The following is a 17,463-nucleotide window of genomic DNA, read 5'->3' as shown; positions in this document are numbered from 1 at the left end:
GTCAGGTCCGCCGTGTCCGCTTACAATATAAAAAACTCTGTTTTTCAAAGATTTATCTTTAATCGTAACTTTTTCGTATTTTTTTCCGAAAAGAACTTCTGTTTTACTGCCGAGATTATTTGTTGTTTTCTCTTCATCTTCAAGCGGAGCAATATTATCAGGGCAATTTAAATCACCGTACCTTACCCAAAGTATTTTTGATTTTGTATATTCAGTCAACCGTAAGTTGTTCTTTAATAGGAAGTTGTTGTATTTTTGAATTCGAAGTGCAAGTTGATAATCGTTATTGCCTATTGTTGTTCTGATACTTTTTCCGTTATATTGATATATTAAAATGGGCAGTTTATATTTTTTATCAAAATGAAGTTGAGAGCTTTTAGTGATATTATTAAGTTTTAGAAATTTTGTTAAATGACATGAGTTATCATTTAAATTATATCTTCTGAGAAATGCATAAATACCTTCTCCTTTTTTAGGACTTTTTTCAATGAAATATGGCTTTTGAGAAAATAAGGAACCGAAACTTAAAACGATTAACAGAGATGTTATTAAAAATTTATTTCGGGGCATTAAAATGTTTTGTATAAAATATAAAAACTGAGATTGTACAAATTTAAAAATTCTGTTCAAAATTCCAACTGTTATTTTATGTGATATTTATACTTATAAAATTATATTTGCAAACTCAATTGAAAAAAAATTGAAGTTACCCGAAATTGCATATAAATATTCTGAGCATCCGGCTTTTAGTAAAGTCAATAATCTGATAAATGGAAATGAAACTCAAAATATTCATTTAAAGGGTCTTGTGGGTTCATCTTCCGGTATGTTTGCATCTGAAATTATAAAATTACAGAAAAAATCTTATCTTTTTATTCTGTCTGACAAAGAAAAAGCTGCATATTTTCAAAATGACCTAAAAGAATTATTACCGGGAAAAGATATTTTGTTTTTTCCGTCATCCTATAAAAGGTCGGTAATAAAAAGTACTTCCGCAAAATTTGACGACGGCAGCGTAATAATGCGAACCGAAGTATTAAATAACTTGCAAACTTGCAAATCATGTATAATTGTTACATATCCGGAGGCACTTCTTGAAAAAGTTACAAATAAAGATGAATTAAAAGACAATACCTTGGAACTCACAAAAGGAGAAGAAGTTCCGATTGATTTTATAAAAGAAATGCTTATTGAATACGGCTTTGAACTTGTAGATTTTGTTTTTGAACCCGGACAATTTGCCGTTCGAGGAAGTATCGTTGATATATTTTCATATTCAAATGATTATCCGTACAGAATTGATTTTTTTGATGAAGAAATTGAGTCTATTCGTACATTCGATACAGTTTCGCAACTATCGAAAGCAAAAATGAGTAGAATTTCAATAGTATCAGATATTCAGTTGAGTACTGATATTAAAAATAAAGTTTCGTTCTTTAAATTTATTTCTAAAGAAACAATTATTTGGTCTGATGATTTTTTATATTTTTTTGATGTTGTTAAAAATATTCCCACAACTGAAAATTATAACGGATTGATTTCTTTCGATGAAACAATAAACGATTTTAATAAGTTTAAAACTGTTGAGTTTTCTCCGAATTCATATTTTAATTCCGAAAGTAATATCACGTTTAGTATAAGAAAGCACAACCAATTAAATAAGAATTTTGATTTGCTTGTAAAACAATTAATTGATTTTAAAGAGCAAAATTTTAAATCTTATGTAATTTCTAAGAATACAAGTCAAACAGAAAGGCTGAAAGAAATTATACAATCTGACGAAATACTTGAAGCAACCGAAATATCTGATGCAAAAGAAAAAATTGAAAACAGTTTTGACGTATGCGAAGGTATTTTGCATGAAGGTTTTTCCGATGATGATTTAAAAATAAATTGTTATACCGAGCATCAAATTTACGGGCGTTATCATAAGTTTATATTGCGTTCTGAGGTTTATCATAAAAACAAAGAAACACTTACATTAAGAGAAATAAACAATTTGCAGGCAGGTGATTTTGTTGTTCATTCCGACCACGGCATAGGAAGATTCGGGGGGTTGCAAACGGTTGATAATAACGGAAATAAGCAAGAAGCAATACGGTTGGTTTATAAGGATAATGATATTCTTTTAGTAAATATTCATAATCTTCATAAAATATCAAAATATAAAGGCAAGGAAGGAACACATCCGAGAATTCATAAATTAGGTTCAAATGTTTGGCAAAAAGTTAAAAAGAAAACAAAAAGCCGTGTTAAAGATATTGCACGTGAATTAATTGCTTTATATGCCAAGCGAAAACAAGAAAAAGGCTTTGCATTTTCGCAAGATACATATTTGCAGCATGCATTGGAATCGTCTTTTATTTTTGAAGATACACCGGATCAACGAAAAGCAATTGATGCTGTTAAAGAGGATATGGAGTCGGCCGTTCCTATGGACAGATTAGTGTGCGGAGATGTGGGTTTCGGAAAAACGGAAATTGCAATTCGAGCAGCTTTTAAAGCAGTTGCAGATAATAAACAAGTTGCTGTTTTAGTTCCCACAACGGTTTTAACTTTGCAACATTTTAAAACTTTTGTTACGCGTTTTAAAGAATTGCCTTGTAATGTTGATTTTATAAGTCGCTTAAAAAGTTCTGCACAGCAAAACGAAACGTTAAAAAGATTAGCATCAGGTGAAATAGATATAATAATAGGAACTCACAGAATTGTCAGCAAAGACGTAAAATTTAAAGATTTAGGTTTGATGGTTATTGATGAGGAGCAAAAATTCGGAGTTGCCGTAAAAGAAAAGTTAAAAGCTCTGAAAGTAAATGTTGATACTTTAACTTTAACCGCAACACCTATTCCGAGAACTTTACAATTTTCTTTATTGGGAGCAAGAGATTTATCAATTATAAATACACCGCCTCCTAACAGACAACCAATTCATACAGAGCTTTTAAGATTTGATAAAGAGGTAATTAAGGAAGCTCTTGAATATGAATTTCGCAGAAACGGACAAGTATTTTTTATACATAACCGAATTGATACAATTTATGAAATAGAATCTTTACTTAACAGATTAAATCCGAATATCAGAACTGCCGTTATGCACGGAAGAATGAAACCGCAAGAATTGGAAAAAATAATGACCGGTTTTATTAATGAAGATTACGGGGTGCTTATTGCAACTACAATTATTGAATCCGGTTTAGATATTTCTAATGCAAATACAATTATCATAAACAATGCTCAAAACTTCGGGTTGAGCGATTTGCATCAACTTCGGGGCAGGGTAGGGCGTTCCGACAGAAAAGCATTTTGCTATCTTCTTGCTCCGCCTCTTTCAACATTAACTAATGAAGCAAGGCAAAGATTAAAAGCTGTTGAAACATTTTCGGAACTGGGCAGCGGATTTAATATTGCTATGCAAGACCTTGATATAAGAGGTGCCGGAAATATGCTGGGAGGTGAACAAAGCGGTTTTATTTCGGACATCGGTTACGAAACATACCACAAAATTTTGGATGAAGCAATGCACGAGCTTCGTGAGGAAGAATTTAAAGAACTTTTTAAGCAAAATAAAAAAGCTCCGGCAGAAATAAATCAAGAAGATGTTATATTTGTAAGAGATTGCCATATTGATACAGACTTAGAAGTTCGTTTTCCGGAGACTTATATCGAAAATACAGAAGAACGTTTGCGATTATATAAAAAGTTAGACAGCATAAAAGAAGAACAAGAATTACAATTGTTTGAGAATGAATTAAAAGATCGTTTCGGAACAATTCCGAAAGCAAGCAAAGAATTATTGAATGCCGTTCGATTAAGAAAAAAAGCTATGACTTTGGGTATGGAAAAAATATTACTTCGCAACGGAAAAATGGTTTGTTATCTTGTATCAGACCAAGAATCAATGTTTTATGAATCGGATATTTTTACTTCTGTACTGAACTTTCTACAAAAATATCCGAAGAAAACATCTTTAAAAGAACGCAAGGATAAACTTACCATGAGCTTTCAAGATATAAAATCAATAAAAGATGCAATTGCTGTATTGGGTGTAATACAGGATGCAAAGCTATAAAACAATTGTTTGTCGAAGTTATTTACTTAATTTATAAATTCTTTTCATTGATTTATTTTGGAAAATAAGTGCAGAAAGAAGCGTGAAAACAGCAACCGAAGAAAGTATTATTGCTAATCTTGTCCAGTCCGCCCCGTAATATTTACGGATTTCCACATATTCAAATATAACTCTTACCCACTCCGCAGCACCAATAATTAGTGCAATTTGGATAAGTCTTGCAACCCATGATTTTTTTATAAACAGCAAAAAAGGTAGTATTAAGCTTAAAAGAGCCAAAATACTATGCCCTGCTCTTGAAAAATGAGCAGCTAAAATAATAAAACTTAAAATAACAGGGATAAAACTTAAAACTTTCATAGAATTTTAAATAAATATAACGACTTCAGGATTGTCAAAATTATTAATTATTATTTCTTCAACACGTGCTTGCCAAAGTTCAGAAAATTTATTTTTTTCTGATTTTGATGCTTGCCCTGAAATACTTTTTTGCATTAACATTTGCATTTCTTCTTTTGGCGGTATCACAGGGTTGTATATTACATCAGCAAAAGCATTATTATCTGTTCTTGTAAATCTGACTTCACCTTTTATTTCTGCATCAAAGCTTAATAGTGAATGTCTGGCAAAATTACCGGCTATTCCTTTAAAACCGCTTTTTGCCGTTGCTCCGGTTATATGGCTTATTACATTTGAAATTACCCCGGTTACGCCTTCGGTAATTGAGTTTTTAAATTCAACTTTTATTTGTCCTCTTATAGGAAGATTATCAGGATACAATTTTTCAAGTGCTTTTGCACACATAATATATGCACCTGCAACCGTAGGGCAACTGTGCCCGGCTGCTTTAACAATTTCTGTGTAAGAGTATTCAATAATTCCTTCTTCAAATGTTCCGAGAAAACCGGAAAGTTCATCTTTAACTTTTATTGTTTTTACTTTATCGAAAAAATCAGGGTATTTCATAAATAATATTTGTATTAATAAGTTAATTAAGAAAAACACTACCTTTTAAGCAGGCAGTGTTTCTTGCATATAATAACCGGAATATTCACAAAAATATTGTGTATTTTTAAAATAAATAATTCAACCCGATATACATTCCTTTTGTTCCGTCATCTTTTTTTGCAGCCATTCCGTAATCAACAGCAATAATAAAGTTACTGTTAATAACAAATCGAATTCCGCCTCCGTAACTTATATGAACACCTTCATTATTATAATTTAATATATTTTGTTGTCCTGAAGTTAATGTATTTATATCAACAGGTAATTCATAGGGTTTTGTAACCGTTCCCATATCAAGAAAAGCATTTAAACCGAGATAAAAGTTTTGGTTAAATATTACAGTTTTTAAAAATTTAGAACGAAGTTCAAAGTTGCCGAAAGCTACACCGTCACCCACAACCCTGTTTCTTAATACTCCTCTTATGTTTTTAGAACCGCCGAGACCGTCTCTTGTTGCTTTTGAATCAATTGCATAAGGTAACATGTAAAAAGGCATTGTTCCTGCAATTTTTGTTTGATAACTTAAACGATAAGCAAATGATAATCTATCCGGAATTAAAGTTAAATACTGTCTGTGGGTTAATAATAATTTTGTATATCCGTAGTCATTGCCGAGAAATTCCGGAGCATTTAATATTAAAGCTTCTGACCATAGTCCTTTATTCGGATTTGCTTCATTATCTCTTGTATCATATACCACACCGGCTTTTAAATATGTAACATTACCGCCGGTTGCTTGGTCGGCAGGAATAATTCCCCAATTAACATACTTGTCGTATAATGAGGCTGTATCCGGCAAAAGGTTTTCTGTGTTTCCTTCGTTAAGCCTGTCAATGTCAACTGTTCCTATTGTTGCTCTGTAATGTGCAAAACCTGCAAGCCATCTTAGTTCTTTGCCTGTTATATCTCCCTGAAAATCAAGCGTTGTAAGAAAAAGTTTTCTGGAATGCCTGTAATACATTCTTGAAATATAGTCTGCATGGTCTGTAGTTTCAAAATCTGCGTTATAGAAAGATTCATAACCGTTAAAACCGTAAAAGTTAAGAGCTTGCTCTGTTAAATAAGCTACATCCAAAGTAACTCTTGTTTTCGGAATTAAAGTTAAAGCATCATAGGTTAATCTGTTAATACCGCTTCCTTTTGTTGTTCTTGACCATTCCATATATAAAGAATGGTTGTAATTAGGATAATTAGTACCGTCTCCGTAATGATATAAGTTTACCAAACCGCCGTATTTAAAGCCCGTATCTGCATCATAGGCAACAACGGGAACACCTCCCATACTAAAACCGGTTTTTACTTTTTCTGTTTTGGTGCTGTCTTTTTGTGCAAACGATGCGGAAAATAAAAACAGAATAGCTGTCAGAAAGAATAACTTTTTCATGTGTTTAAATTTTTTATAATTAGTTAATATTTAACAATTTGTGTGTTAAGATTGATTTGTCATGTGTGCTTAATATTTTTTATTTTTAACATATCTACACAAATCTAAAATAAATTCATTAATTTTCTGTATTAATCTTTAAAATAAATAATTTGCCGAAAAATAACTGATTGTGATAAAAGTTACCGGATAAGGTATAATTGCCTCGTATTTTTGTGGTATTAAATAACATTAAAATAAAATATCATGAAAAGAAATGTTGGAAAAATAGATAAAATTGTAAGAATAATAATTGCGGCAATATTAGTTACTCTGTTTTTTACAGATGTAGTAACAGGAACTCTCGGAATTGTATTCCTTGTTGTTGCAGGTATTGCATTAATGACGGCACTTATAAGTTTCTGCGGATTATACACAGTTTTCGGATTTAGTTCTTGCCCGATGAAAAAAGCAAAGTCCCGGTAAATTTTATTAAAAAAAAATAAAATTAAGAGCATTCTCGTTAAAAAGAATGCTTTTTTTTATATTTGAATGATATTTTCATTTACATAAAGTTTAAAATCATGAAAAAGAGGAGAAAAATTTTAATTATTGTATTCATGTTTATTTTTATTGTTGCAATTGCAGCATATATGTTTATTAATAATATAAAAAGTTCCGGATTAGTAAATTATAACGAAGAAGTTAAAATTGAAGGTTTAAAAAGTGAAGTTACTGTTTACAGGGATAATTTCGGAGTTCCTCATGTTTTTGCCGAAAATGAAGAAGATTTATATAAAGTTACCGGATATATTTCTGCACAAGACAGAATGTGGCAAATGGATTTACTGAGAAGAGTTACGCAAGGCAGATTATCTGAAATATTCGGAGAGGATATGATAAAATCAGATGTTATTCTTCGTTCTTTGCGAATGGCCGAAAAATCTGAAATGGTATTGGAAGAAATAAGCCCTGAAATGTTAAAAGCTTTAGAAAATTTTGCAGACGGCGTAAATCAATATATTGAAGATTATAATGACAATTTATCTTTTGAATTCAGAATTCTCGGGTATAAACCGGAAAAATGGAAGCCGATACATTCCTTAAACTTAATAGGTTACATGGCTTGGAATCTTGAAACGGGGTGGGGAACAGAGTCAATTATTTATAAAGTAAGAAATAAAGTAAGTGAGGCAAAATTTAAAGAATTATTACCTGATTTATCTTTACAGAAAACACAAGTTTACCCCGACTTTGAACTTAACGAAATACTTGTCGATACTAATCTAATATCAAGTATTCGTAAAATTAATAAGATTGCTCCTCCTGTATTCAGAGCAAGTAACAATTGGGTTGTTGCAGGTAAAAAAAGCACTACCGGAATGCCTATTTTTGCAAATGATATGCACCTCGGATTAATGGTTCCCGGTATTTGGTCGCAAATACACCAACATGTTGAAGGAAAACTTGATGTTACGGGTGTAATTTTACCCGGGCAACCTTTTGTTATTGCAGGGCATAATGCCGATATTTCTTGGGGAATGACGAATGTTATGCTGGACGGAGCAGATTTTTATATAGAAAAAATTAATCCTGATAATAAAAATCAATATAAATATGACGGAGAATGGAAAGATATGGAAGTAAGAAAAGAACTTATTAATGTCAAAGGAGAAGAGAAACCTGTTGAAAAGGAAATTCGTTTTACGCACAGAGGACCGATAATAAATGAATTTAAAGAAATTGAAAACAACAGTATTTCAATGCACTGGATAGGAAATGAACGAAGTAATGAACTTCGAGCCGTTTATATGCTTAACAGGGCTAAAAATTGGACAGAATTCAGAGATGCCGTGAGCAGTTTTAAATCTGTAAGTCAGAATATTGCTTATGCAGATACAAAAGGCAACATAGGAATACAGTGTTGTGCCGGAATTCCTGAAAGAAAAGCACCCGGATATTTATTTTTCCCCGGTGACACAAGCCTTTATGATTGGAACAGTTTTGTTCCGTTTGATTCTTTGCCCTACATATATAACCCCGAATGCGGATATGTATTTTCGGCAAACAACAGAACAACAGGCAATGATTCCCCTTACTATATAAGCGAATGGTTTGACCTTCCTAACAGAGCAAACAGAATAGAACAAATGCTGACGGCAAAAGATAAATTATCGATTGATGATTTTAAAAAGATGCAAAACGACCAACATTCCGTATTAACAGATGATATGAAACCTGTTATTTTAAAGTATGTTAAAAATATGAAAAAATTAACGTCGGATGAGCAGAAAGCTTTTGATTTATTGAAAAATTGGGATAATGTATATTCAAAAGACGAAGTTGCTCCTTTAATTTTTGAAGAATATTATATTATTTTCAGCAAAAATATTATGAAAGACGAAATGGGAGATACATTATATGAAGAATTTCTAAAAATGGATTTACTGACTAACTATTTAACAGATAAAGTAATAAAAAATGAAGGTTCAGTATGGTGTGATGATGTTAACACAAAAGAAACCGAAACATTAGAAGATATTATACAAAAATCTTTTAAAGAACTGATTCCCGAATTTAAAGAAAAATACAGTAAAAATATTACAGAAACTAAATGGGGAGATATTCATAAATTAGCATTAATACAACCTTTGGGAAAAGTTAAAATGTTAGATTTTGCATTTAATTTAAACAGAACATTAAGAGCGGGCGGAAGTTATCATACCGTAAGTCCGTATTCTTATGATTTTAAAGACCCTTATATTGCAAATCACGGTGCATCTCACAGACATATATATAATACTGCAAACTATGATGAATCATACAGCATTATACCGACAGGAGTAAGCGGAATACCTGCAAGCAAGCATTATTGCGACCAAACGGATATGTATATTAATGGAGAATATCATCCGGATTATATCAGTTTAAAAAAGATTAAAAAAAATGCTGTTTATATTGCTTTTTTCAGTGAAAAATGATTATTCTAACAGGTATCCTAGATATTTTGGCATTGGGGACAGTTTGTGTATGAAGCGTTGGGCATTTCAAATCACTTCATTTTCAGTTTACTGTAATGTTTATTTATATCTATAAATTCCATTTAACCACTTATTGCCCAATGATTTATACACGTTGTTGTGTTTTCGTACTTTATTTTCCATTCTGTTGAAAGCGTTGGCAAAGACATACTCTTTTGCAATTTTGGCTTGAGCGTTGGCTTGAGAGATTGCAAATGTGTATAGCTTTAAGCGTTGACTTTTTATACAAAATCTAAAGGTTCAAAATCAATATCCTCATTCGAAACAGAATCATAAATTCTAAACGTTCCATCTTCCAACCAAACAACTTTTATATTTTCAGCTGTACAAAATTCAATTAAACAAAATTGTGGTTTTTGAGAATAGACTAAAAATTCTTTTATGTCCTCGTATTCCATTTGTTTGTTGACAATTGAAAACTTATAGTACTTAAGCTGCCCAACTCCTTTAATTGTCTGCTTTTCTTGGTCAGACATGGAACTTAAAATAGTTTTAATTTCAAAAACTAAAGCTGTTTCTTCCATTGTAGACAAACAATCGAACTTTCCTTCATAAAGTTCAAATGCTTTTTCTTCACAGAACAGTCCAAGTTGTCTTACAATTTCTTGATGTTGTGCTAAACGTTTCTGACGAATTCTAATTGATTCTGTATAATCTATACTTACGGATGAAATTGTATTAAAAATTGGGTCAACCGCAATTGTACCTGAAGTTACAGGTCTGTATTGCGAATATGGAACTCCTTCTGCATTTGTTGCTTCAGGTGGTATTTCTGTAGAAATTTCATCTTCTGTAATAACAACTCTACCTATTGGAAAAGCATTATTTCCTCTTCTTGCAATATCTCCTAATTGTTCTGCAATTCCGGGAAGAATTTTAACAGCATTTCTCGCCATTGATTCAGAAGTTCCTGTAGATTCAAGAATTTCTTCTATTGATGATTCGGAAAGGTCAATAATCCTCTCATATTCTTCAATTGAATCATTTTCCGCTTCAAGAGCCAGCATTAATTTTTTTGTCTCTATTCCAGGTTTATCTTGGACAAGTTTAAGTAAGATTCTATAAGGATGACTTATTTCTCCATCTGTTCCTTCTAAACCTAATTGTAAAAATGAATTTTTCCACAATTCTTTTTTTATTTCTTCATTTGGTGAAGCAAGCAACTGTATTGCCTGTGAACTTAAAGTTCCAGACTTATCTTCGAAAACAGTTAAAAAACCAAGAAGCTCAAATAAACGTCTAATATCTCTCGCAACTGTTAAGTAACCTCTATTTGCTTTTGGTTTTCCTTCTTCCAAAGCAAGAAATTCATCAACAGATAGTGTTTTATCTCTATATGTGTAGATTAAGTTTCTTGTTAAAAGTTCTCCAAAATTTTCGTCTTTTAGGGCTGTTTCTTCATCTATCAGCTGTTTTATAGTTAATAAGGCGTTAAATATTTTGGTAAGGTCATTAAATTGATGAGGAAAATTTTTCATTGATTAACAGGAATTAAATTTCTGCTAATATACCATTTATATTAATTTCTATCTCATATTAATTTCTATCTCAATTTGATTATTGATATTTAAACCTTTCAAGCGATTATTTGCAATTTTAATGTAGTCTCTGTTTTTTTCGAATGCAATAAAGTTTCTATTGTTTTTTAGAGCACTAACACATTCACTACCAGAACCACCAAAAGGAATTAGAACTAACTCATTTTCATTTGAGAAATGTTTTATAATTCTATCGCAAATGGCTAATGGTTTTTGTGTTGGATGGTCGACTTTTTCATTCGCAAATCTATTTCCTGCTAAAACCGGAATATTCCATACATCTCCAGCATGTTTCCCATCTGGATGTGGTGTCCAAACTTTTCCGTTTTTGGTTATTTTATTTTTTAATCTTTCTGTGCTTTTGTATGGCTCTCTTATTTGATGATACGTGTAATCATCTGTTTTTGAAAACCAAAGTATTGGTTCGTAATTTGCCGAAGGCGAATTTTTATAACCAGAAAAGCTGTTTTCATAATGCCAAATTATTTGCCTTCTGTATTTTAAATCTTTTTGATAAAGATAAACGTGAAGATGACATAAATAATGGTGTATACCATAAATGAAAATTGAACCTGTTGGTTTTAATTTTGTAATTGCTACATCAAGCCATTTTTTTGACCATTTAATCCAACCATCTACATCATTCCAATTATCAGAAGAATTTCCAAAATCCTTGTTTAAATTATAAGGTGGGTCAGCGATTATTAAATCAATAGATTCGTTTTCTAATTTCTGCATTTGCTTGATACAGTCTCCGTAATGTATTTTGTTTATCTCAATCATCTTTCTTGATATTTTGGAAAATTAAAACGTTTTGATGGTGCATATTTGGAACGAATGAAAAAGGATAACCGTAAGGATAAATACTTTTATGCCTTTGGTATAATATTCTAATTCCTTTTAATACAAAATTTCCTTTTTTCTCCAATGCATTCGCTAAATCTGCGTGAAATGTATAGTATTTTTCTTTTTTTCTAAAGTCGCTAACAATTACACACATATACTTTTTAGGCTTTAGAGGCTTTGAACAATCGTTGAAAAACTTTGTAAGTGTTGATAAGAATTTGTCATAATCTTCAATATTTGCAAGGTCCTCATTATCCTCACTATACTTATGGTCTAAATCATTATCAATCCGCTCTTTACCTTTATGGTCAACGGTTTCTAAAATGTCCCAATATGGTGGACTTGTTACAATAAAGTCAAATTGATTTTTTTTAAACTTTTTAATCTCTTTTTGACTATTTCCATTTATTAAAATTTGCTTGTTCTTTAGAGGAAAATCATCTGGAATTTCTAATTCAATTCGTTGCAGTCCTAAATCGTGATATTTAGGGTTTAATTCTATTCCATAGCCAACTCTGTTATAGAATACACAAGCCTTTACAGTTGATGCAACTCCTGAAAATGGGTCAAGAACTTTGTCATTTTCTTTAGAAAAAAATTGAATAAGTTTGCCAACATCCTGAAAAGAAAAAGGGGCAGGATGCTGTTTTTCTATTTGTGCATTTTTATTGCCAGCACCTAATCCTTTTTGACTAAAGACCGTTATTGTTTCAGGTAACCATTCTTTAGCAGTAAAATCATTTAAACTATTATTCAAAGCAAAAGCTGATTTCTCTTTAGGAAATAGAATTGCATTTGCTCTTTCAACATCTCCTTTTGAATGAAATAATGCAACTTCTTCCCAATCTTCAATAAATCTACTTGGTATTCTCAATTCAACTCTTTTTTCAAAAATCTCGTTGAGTTTGACTCTTGCAAGTTTATTAAGTTTAACCTCTTTAACAGGAACAACTTCTTTTCTATCCTTTTTATATAGTTGATATTTCATTTATTATTTCTTCTCGTATTTCATTTGTTCTTCAGCAACTTTCAGTGCGTTCATCCCTTCTTTTTCGTCTTTAACGATGTCATAAACTTTCGAGCCAATCCACAAAGCTTCTAATTCCGAAAAAGAGCAATTGAATGTATTGCTTATTGTTTTTAGGTGTTCACGCTTTAAGGCTTTTTGGTCACTTTCAACTTTACTTAAAAAGCCGTCTCCGATTTCAAGTATTGCAGCAAGCTGTCTCTGAAACATTCCTGTAGATTCTCTTAATTCTTTTATTTTTTGTCCAAGTGTCATTTTACCAAATTTAGACTTGACTAATTCTGGTCAAATATAATGTTTTTTTTTGAATTTTTCTTTGAGCGTGGAAAAATTTACTCTTTTATTTTTTTAGCGTTGGATATTGAGCGTAGGCAAAAAAACAAATGTGTAAAATGTGCGGTTGGCTCAGTATGATGCCCAACAATAGTATATACACAATTTTCTCTATACTTCAGCAGAATTTCCGAATTTTGCAATCATCTTTTCCTTATTTTTAAGAAGGTAAATAACGGCTGCAATTCCTATTATCATCATAAACGATGAAATAAGTTCAGCCTGTGTTATTTCAATATTTCCGATTTTATAAATGTTGTTTACTCTTATTTTTTCAATAAGAAAGCGTTCAAGACCGGCAAAAATAAAATATATCGTAAATAACATTCCCGGTATTTTAATTTTCTTTCTTATTTTATAAAGTATGAAGAAAACAATAAGCATCATTGTTGTTTCATACAAAGGAGTAGGAAAAACAGGAGCTGCAAGGGCGTGGCAATGTTCCCATGTGCAATTTGCCATTAAAATGCCTTCATTGTTAATATTATGAGGATAGCTGTATGCAAATAACCAATCAGGTAAAAAGCTTAACCATTCAGGCGGTGCAAAAGATGCAACATGTCCTAATTCGTATGCTGCGGCAGGTATTGTACCCGGGTTTGCAAATGCTTCGTTATAAACACCCCAACAGCCGTCGCCGGCAACTTGGCATCCCAATCTTCCTATTGCATAACCTAAGGGCAAAACAATTGCGGCAACATCGGCAAAATGTATTACACTAATTTTTCTTTTCTTCAAAAACCATATTATTGCAACACCGCCAAGTATCAGACCGCCCAGAAATGACAGTCCGCTGAAAGTAAGCAATGCTCCTATCGGGTCTGCAACTAAATCGTCCCAATTTTCTAAATTATGAAATATTTTTGCTCCGAGCAAACCTACAACACCTGCAATAAATAAAATATGCCCGGCAAGTTCATGCGGAAATACATTTTTTGTTTCCCAAAGGGGTTTATCTAATTTTTGTTTTTCTTTATCTCTCCATGTAAAAAATATTGACAGTCCGGCTCCTAAAATTCCTCCTATAAAATTTCCGTCGGTTGAAAGAATAAAATCACCGGGATTATCAACAAAAAGTGAATATCTTAATACTATGTCAAGTAATTTGTAACCGATAATAAAACCTACAATCCCTGATATTATTAAATCTTTAGGTTTTGCGGGAGCACCTACAAATACTTTTTTTTCGGATGCCGTAAAAAGCCCTTGTTTTTCTTTTCTCTTCATTTCTTTTATCATTATCCAAATTCCGACAAGAAAAGCAATTGCAACAAAAAGCCCGTATGATTGAACCGGTAAAGGAATATCTATTCCGAAAACATCTTTTAAAAATTCGCTTAAAGTAGGATACATTTTTATTTTTTTAAATTATTTTTTTTAGATTGTTTAACTGTTAATATGAAACTAAACAGATTGCGAAAGTATAAATTTTTAAATAATTACGGTTTATAAAAAGAAAAAACTCCGAATAAGTTTAAATAATTCGGAGTTTATAATATCTAAATCTTAAATGATTATGAAGCAATACCGATTTTAGCTTTAAATTCATTCATTTTTTTCAATTCTGCTTCTTTATTTTTACTTACATTATTTTCAATCATTGTATTCATAAGCATACTGAAAGAAGAAGTTAACGAACCGTCTTTTTCAGGATTAAAATCAAATGTTAATAATGCTTTTATAGCAGCAATAAAGTTCTCCTCATATTTTTGCATATTACGGCTTAAAAATAAAAGTTCAGAACCTACTCGCATATTAAATTCTTCATTTGACATTACATTTTCAGGTTCGAATGCAACAGCCATCATTTCCATAAGTTCTATACTTACAGTTATATATACATCTATTGAACGAGATAGTTTTTCTAATGCTGCAATTTCTTCAGTATCAACTGTTCCGTCACTTGCAATTGCTAAAGCTGCGGGAGCATTACTTAAAAATGTAAACAACTGAGCATTCGACATTACAAAGTCTCTTTCAATTGCAAAATTGTTTGTTTTTTCACGCATTTCTTTAAAAATAGTTCTGATAAAAACTTTATCTTCATTTGTAAGTTTGCTTATTTCCATAATATTAAATTTTTCTTTTGTGAATTTTGAAGTATGACAAATATAAATAAATGTTTTTAAAATATTTAGTTTAAGAGCAAAATTATTAAATAAAAAGAGATAAGCAATGCCTATCTCTTTATTTTAAACTAATTTGTTTTATGATTTTATCGTTTTCTTTTTCTTCTGTCCGGTTTTCTCTTAGAATAACTTCTTTTTTTAGAACCGCCTCTGTTTTCCCCGCTTGACTTTTTTTCTTTTGAAAGTTCAACCGTAACATTCATTCCTTTATATTTATAATCTGTAAAAGCAGCCAAAACTTCTTTTTCAAACGAGCTGTCAACTTCAAAAAAAGAAAAACTGTCCATTATATCAATTTTACCTATTTGAATATCTCTTTTTCTGGTTGTTTCATTAATCAGTCCCATTAATTTAGTCGGCGAAAGTTTCTTCTTAGAACCGATATTAATAAAGAATCTTGAGAAATCACCGTCACGTTGACGTCTTTTTCCTCTTTTGTCATCTCTTTCATCCTTTGCGTTTTCATCAATATTCAAATCCGGAGCATTTTTATAATACGACAGGAATCTTGTGAATTCAACAGAAACAAAACGGTCGATTAATTCTTCACGACTTAACCATTCTAATTTCTTATAAATAACATCCATAAACGGATCAATCTGAGCTTTATCAACTTCTATTTTTTCTATCTTATCAATTTGGTCAAATAATTGTCGTTCACATATTTCTTTTCCTCCGGGAATCATTTTTCTGACAATTTTTTTGCCGATTGTTTTTTCAATATTACGAAGGCGAAATAATTCTCTTGAATGGATTAATGAAATTGAAATTCCTGTTTTTCCTGCTCTTCCTGTTCTTCCGCTTCTGTGAATATATATTTTCGGTTCTTCCGGAATATTATAATTAATAACATGTGTTAAACTTTCAACGTCCAAACCTCTGGCAGCAACATCGGTTGCTACTAATATTTGCATATGTTTTGTTCTGAAACGGTTCATCACATAATCTCTTTGTGCTTGTGATAAATCACCGTGAAGTGCTTCTGCATTATAACCGCTTTCAATTAATTTATCGGCAACCTCTTTTGTATCTCTTCTTGTTCTGCAAAAAACAATACTGTATATTTGAGGATGAGAATCAATAATACGTTTCAAAGCTTTAAATCTGTCCTTTGCTTTTGTTAAATAATATTGATGATTAACATTTTCTGCTCCCTTATTTTTGTCTCCTACGGCAATTTCTTCCACATCATTCATATATTTTCTTGCAATTTTTGCAATTTCTTTAGGCATTGTTGCAGAGAAAAGTAATGTTTGCTTGTCGTCAGGTGTTGTTTCTAAAATTGCATCAAGTTCATCTTTAAAACCCATGTCAAGCATTTCATCTGCTTCATCTAAGATAAGGTAACTTATATTATTTACTTTTAATTTTTTACGCTTTACCATATCAAGAACACGACCGGGAGTTCCTACAACAATTTGGCAACCTTTTTTAAGTTCGGCAATTTGCTTGTCGGCACTTGCACCGCCGTAAATTGTTGCAATTCTTATATTTTTCAAATATTTTGAATATGCTTTTATATCATTACTTATTTGAATACATAATTCTCTGGTAGGAGAAAGAATTAACGCTTGTGTTTTCCCTGTTTCTGAGTCTATTTGATTTAATATAGGCAGAGAAAAAGCAGCTGTTTTTCCTGTTCCTGTTTGAGCCAATGCAACTAAATCTTTATTGCTTTCAAGTAAATGCGGTATTGTTAATTCTTGAATAGGTGTAGGTTTTTCAAAGCCGAGTTCTGCAATGGCTTTAATTATTTGCGAGTTAATACCCGTTTCTTCAAAATTTTGCATGAATTTTTTTTTTGATAAGACCGCAAAAGTAGTTCTTTTTTATGATAAACCAATTATATATATTATATTATCGGAAGAACAATAATTCCGTGAAAATTTTTAATAGTCTTAAATTTTCAAAGAACAGCAACGAGGAATAAGTAAATAAGTATTGATTTTTTTTTCTTATATTTCTTAATTAGATAAAATTTGTATTAATTCTACTTTACGAAGTTAAAAAAATGCTCGAAATAATGAAAAAAAGTTGTTAGTTTGATTGTAAATTGTTAATTTAGAACAAATTATACAAGCTATTAATATCGCTGATTTTATTTGATAA

Annotated in this window: 14 protein-coding genes; 3 read left to right on the top strand and 11 right to left on the bottom strand. The window is 31.2% G+C overall.

Features of this window, described 5'->3' with window-relative positions:
- Positions 1-570, bottom strand: a 570-nt coding sequence (locus tag L3J35_12940; protein MCF6367089.1) for a hypothetical protein, incomplete at its 3' end; no start/stop codon positions are given.
- Positions 571-700: 130 nt separating this feature from the next.
- Between L3J35_12940 and mfd the strand changes: the two genes are divergently transcribed.
- Positions 701-4,069 (top strand): transcription-repair coupling factor, encoded by a 3,369-nt coding sequence (mfd, locus tag L3J35_12935; GenBank protein MCF6367088.1) that lies wholly within the window; start codon positions 701-703, stop codon positions 4,067-4,069.
- Positions 4,070-4,087: 18 nt separating this feature from the next.
- Here the strand turns inward: mfd and L3J35_12930 are convergent, their stop codons facing one another.
- The 3 genes from L3J35_12930 to L3J35_12920 form a co-directional block, all read right to left on the bottom strand.
- Positions 4,088-4,429, bottom strand: a complete 342-nt coding sequence (locus tag L3J35_12930) for a hypothetical protein (protein MCF6367087.1) — start codon at positions 4,427-4,429, stop codon at positions 4,088-4,090.
- A 6-nt stretch (positions 4,430-4,435) separates the two neighbouring features.
- The gene (locus L3J35_12925; protein ID MCF6367086.1) at positions 4,436-5,035 is read right to left on the bottom strand and encodes an FmdE family protein; all 600 of its coding nucleotides are present in this window, start codon (positions 5,033-5,035) and stop codon (positions 4,436-4,438) included.
- 106 nt (positions 5,036-5,141) lie between these two features.
- Positions 5,142-6,461 carry an outer membrane protein assembly factor gene (locus tag L3J35_12920; protein MCF6367085.1) on the bottom strand — a complete coding sequence of 440 codons (1,320 nt, stop codon included), beginning with the start codon at positions 6,459-6,461 and terminating at the stop codon, positions 5,142-5,144.
- A gap of 246 nt (positions 6,462-6,707) precedes the next feature.
- Between L3J35_12920 and L3J35_12915 the strand changes: the two genes are divergently transcribed.
- Positions 6,708-6,926 (top strand): DUF2892 domain-containing protein, encoded by a 219-nt coding sequence (locus L3J35_12915; GenBank protein MCF6367084.1) that lies wholly within the window; start codon positions 6,708-6,710, stop codon positions 6,924-6,926.
- A 98-nt stretch (positions 6,927-7,024) separates the two neighbouring features.
- Complete coding sequence (locus L3J35_12910; protein MCF6367083.1) at positions 7,025-9,421, top strand: penicillin acylase family protein; 2,397 nt, start codon at positions 7,025-7,027, stop codon at positions 9,419-9,421.
- Positions 9,422-9,702: 281 nt separating this feature from the next.
- Here the strand turns inward: L3J35_12910 and L3J35_12905 are convergent, their stop codons facing one another.
- The 7 genes from L3J35_12905 to L3J35_12875 form a co-directional block, all read right to left on the bottom strand.
- On the bottom strand, positions 9,703-10,959 hold the full coding sequence (locus tag L3J35_12905) for a hypothetical protein (GenBank protein MCF6367082.1): 1,257 nt from the start codon (positions 10,957-10,959) through the stop codon (positions 9,703-9,705).
- Between the two features lie 48 nt (positions 10,960-11,007).
- Positions 11,008-11,802 (bottom strand): site-specific DNA-methyltransferase, encoded by a 795-nt coding sequence (locus L3J35_12900; protein MCF6367081.1) that lies wholly within the window; start codon positions 11,800-11,802, stop codon positions 11,008-11,010.
- Positions 11,795-12,853, bottom strand: coding sequence for a site-specific DNA-methyltransferase (locus L3J35_12895; protein MCF6367080.1), 1,059 nt, complete (start codon positions 12,851-12,853; stop codon positions 11,795-11,797). The genes L3J35_12900 and L3J35_12895 overlap by 8 nt, the downstream gene beginning before the upstream one ends.
- A 3-nt stretch (positions 12,854-12,856) precedes the next feature.
- Positions 12,857-13,147, bottom strand: a complete 291-nt coding sequence (locus L3J35_12890; GenBank protein ID MCF6367079.1) for a helix-turn-helix domain-containing protein — start codon at positions 13,145-13,147, stop codon at positions 12,857-12,859.
- A 189-nt stretch (positions 13,148-13,336) separates the two neighbouring features.
- Entirely contained in the window at positions 13,337-14,578 is a 1,242-nt protein-coding gene (locus L3J35_12885) for a prolipoprotein diacylglyceryl transferase (protein MCF6367078.1), read from the bottom strand.
- 161 nt (positions 14,579-14,739) lie between these two features.
- On the bottom strand, positions 14,740-15,294 hold the full coding sequence (locus L3J35_12880) for a hypothetical protein (protein ID MCF6367077.1): 555 nt from the start codon (positions 15,292-15,294) through the stop codon (positions 14,740-14,742).
- A 146-nt stretch (positions 15,295-15,440) separates the two neighbouring features.
- On the bottom strand, positions 15,441-17,144 hold the full coding sequence (locus tag L3J35_12875) for a DEAD/DEAH box helicase (protein ID MCF6367076.1): 1,704 nt from the start codon (positions 17,142-17,144) through the stop codon (positions 15,441-15,443).
- Positions 17,145-17,463: the final 319 nt, after the last annotated feature.

The sequence above is a fragment of the Bacteroidales bacterium genome (assembly GCA_021648725.1).
In the GTDB taxonomy this organism is placed as follows: Bacteria; Bacteroidota; Bacteroidia; order Bacteroidales; family JAADGE01; genus JAADGE01.
This window is presented reverse-complemented; position numbering and strand designations above follow the sequence as displayed.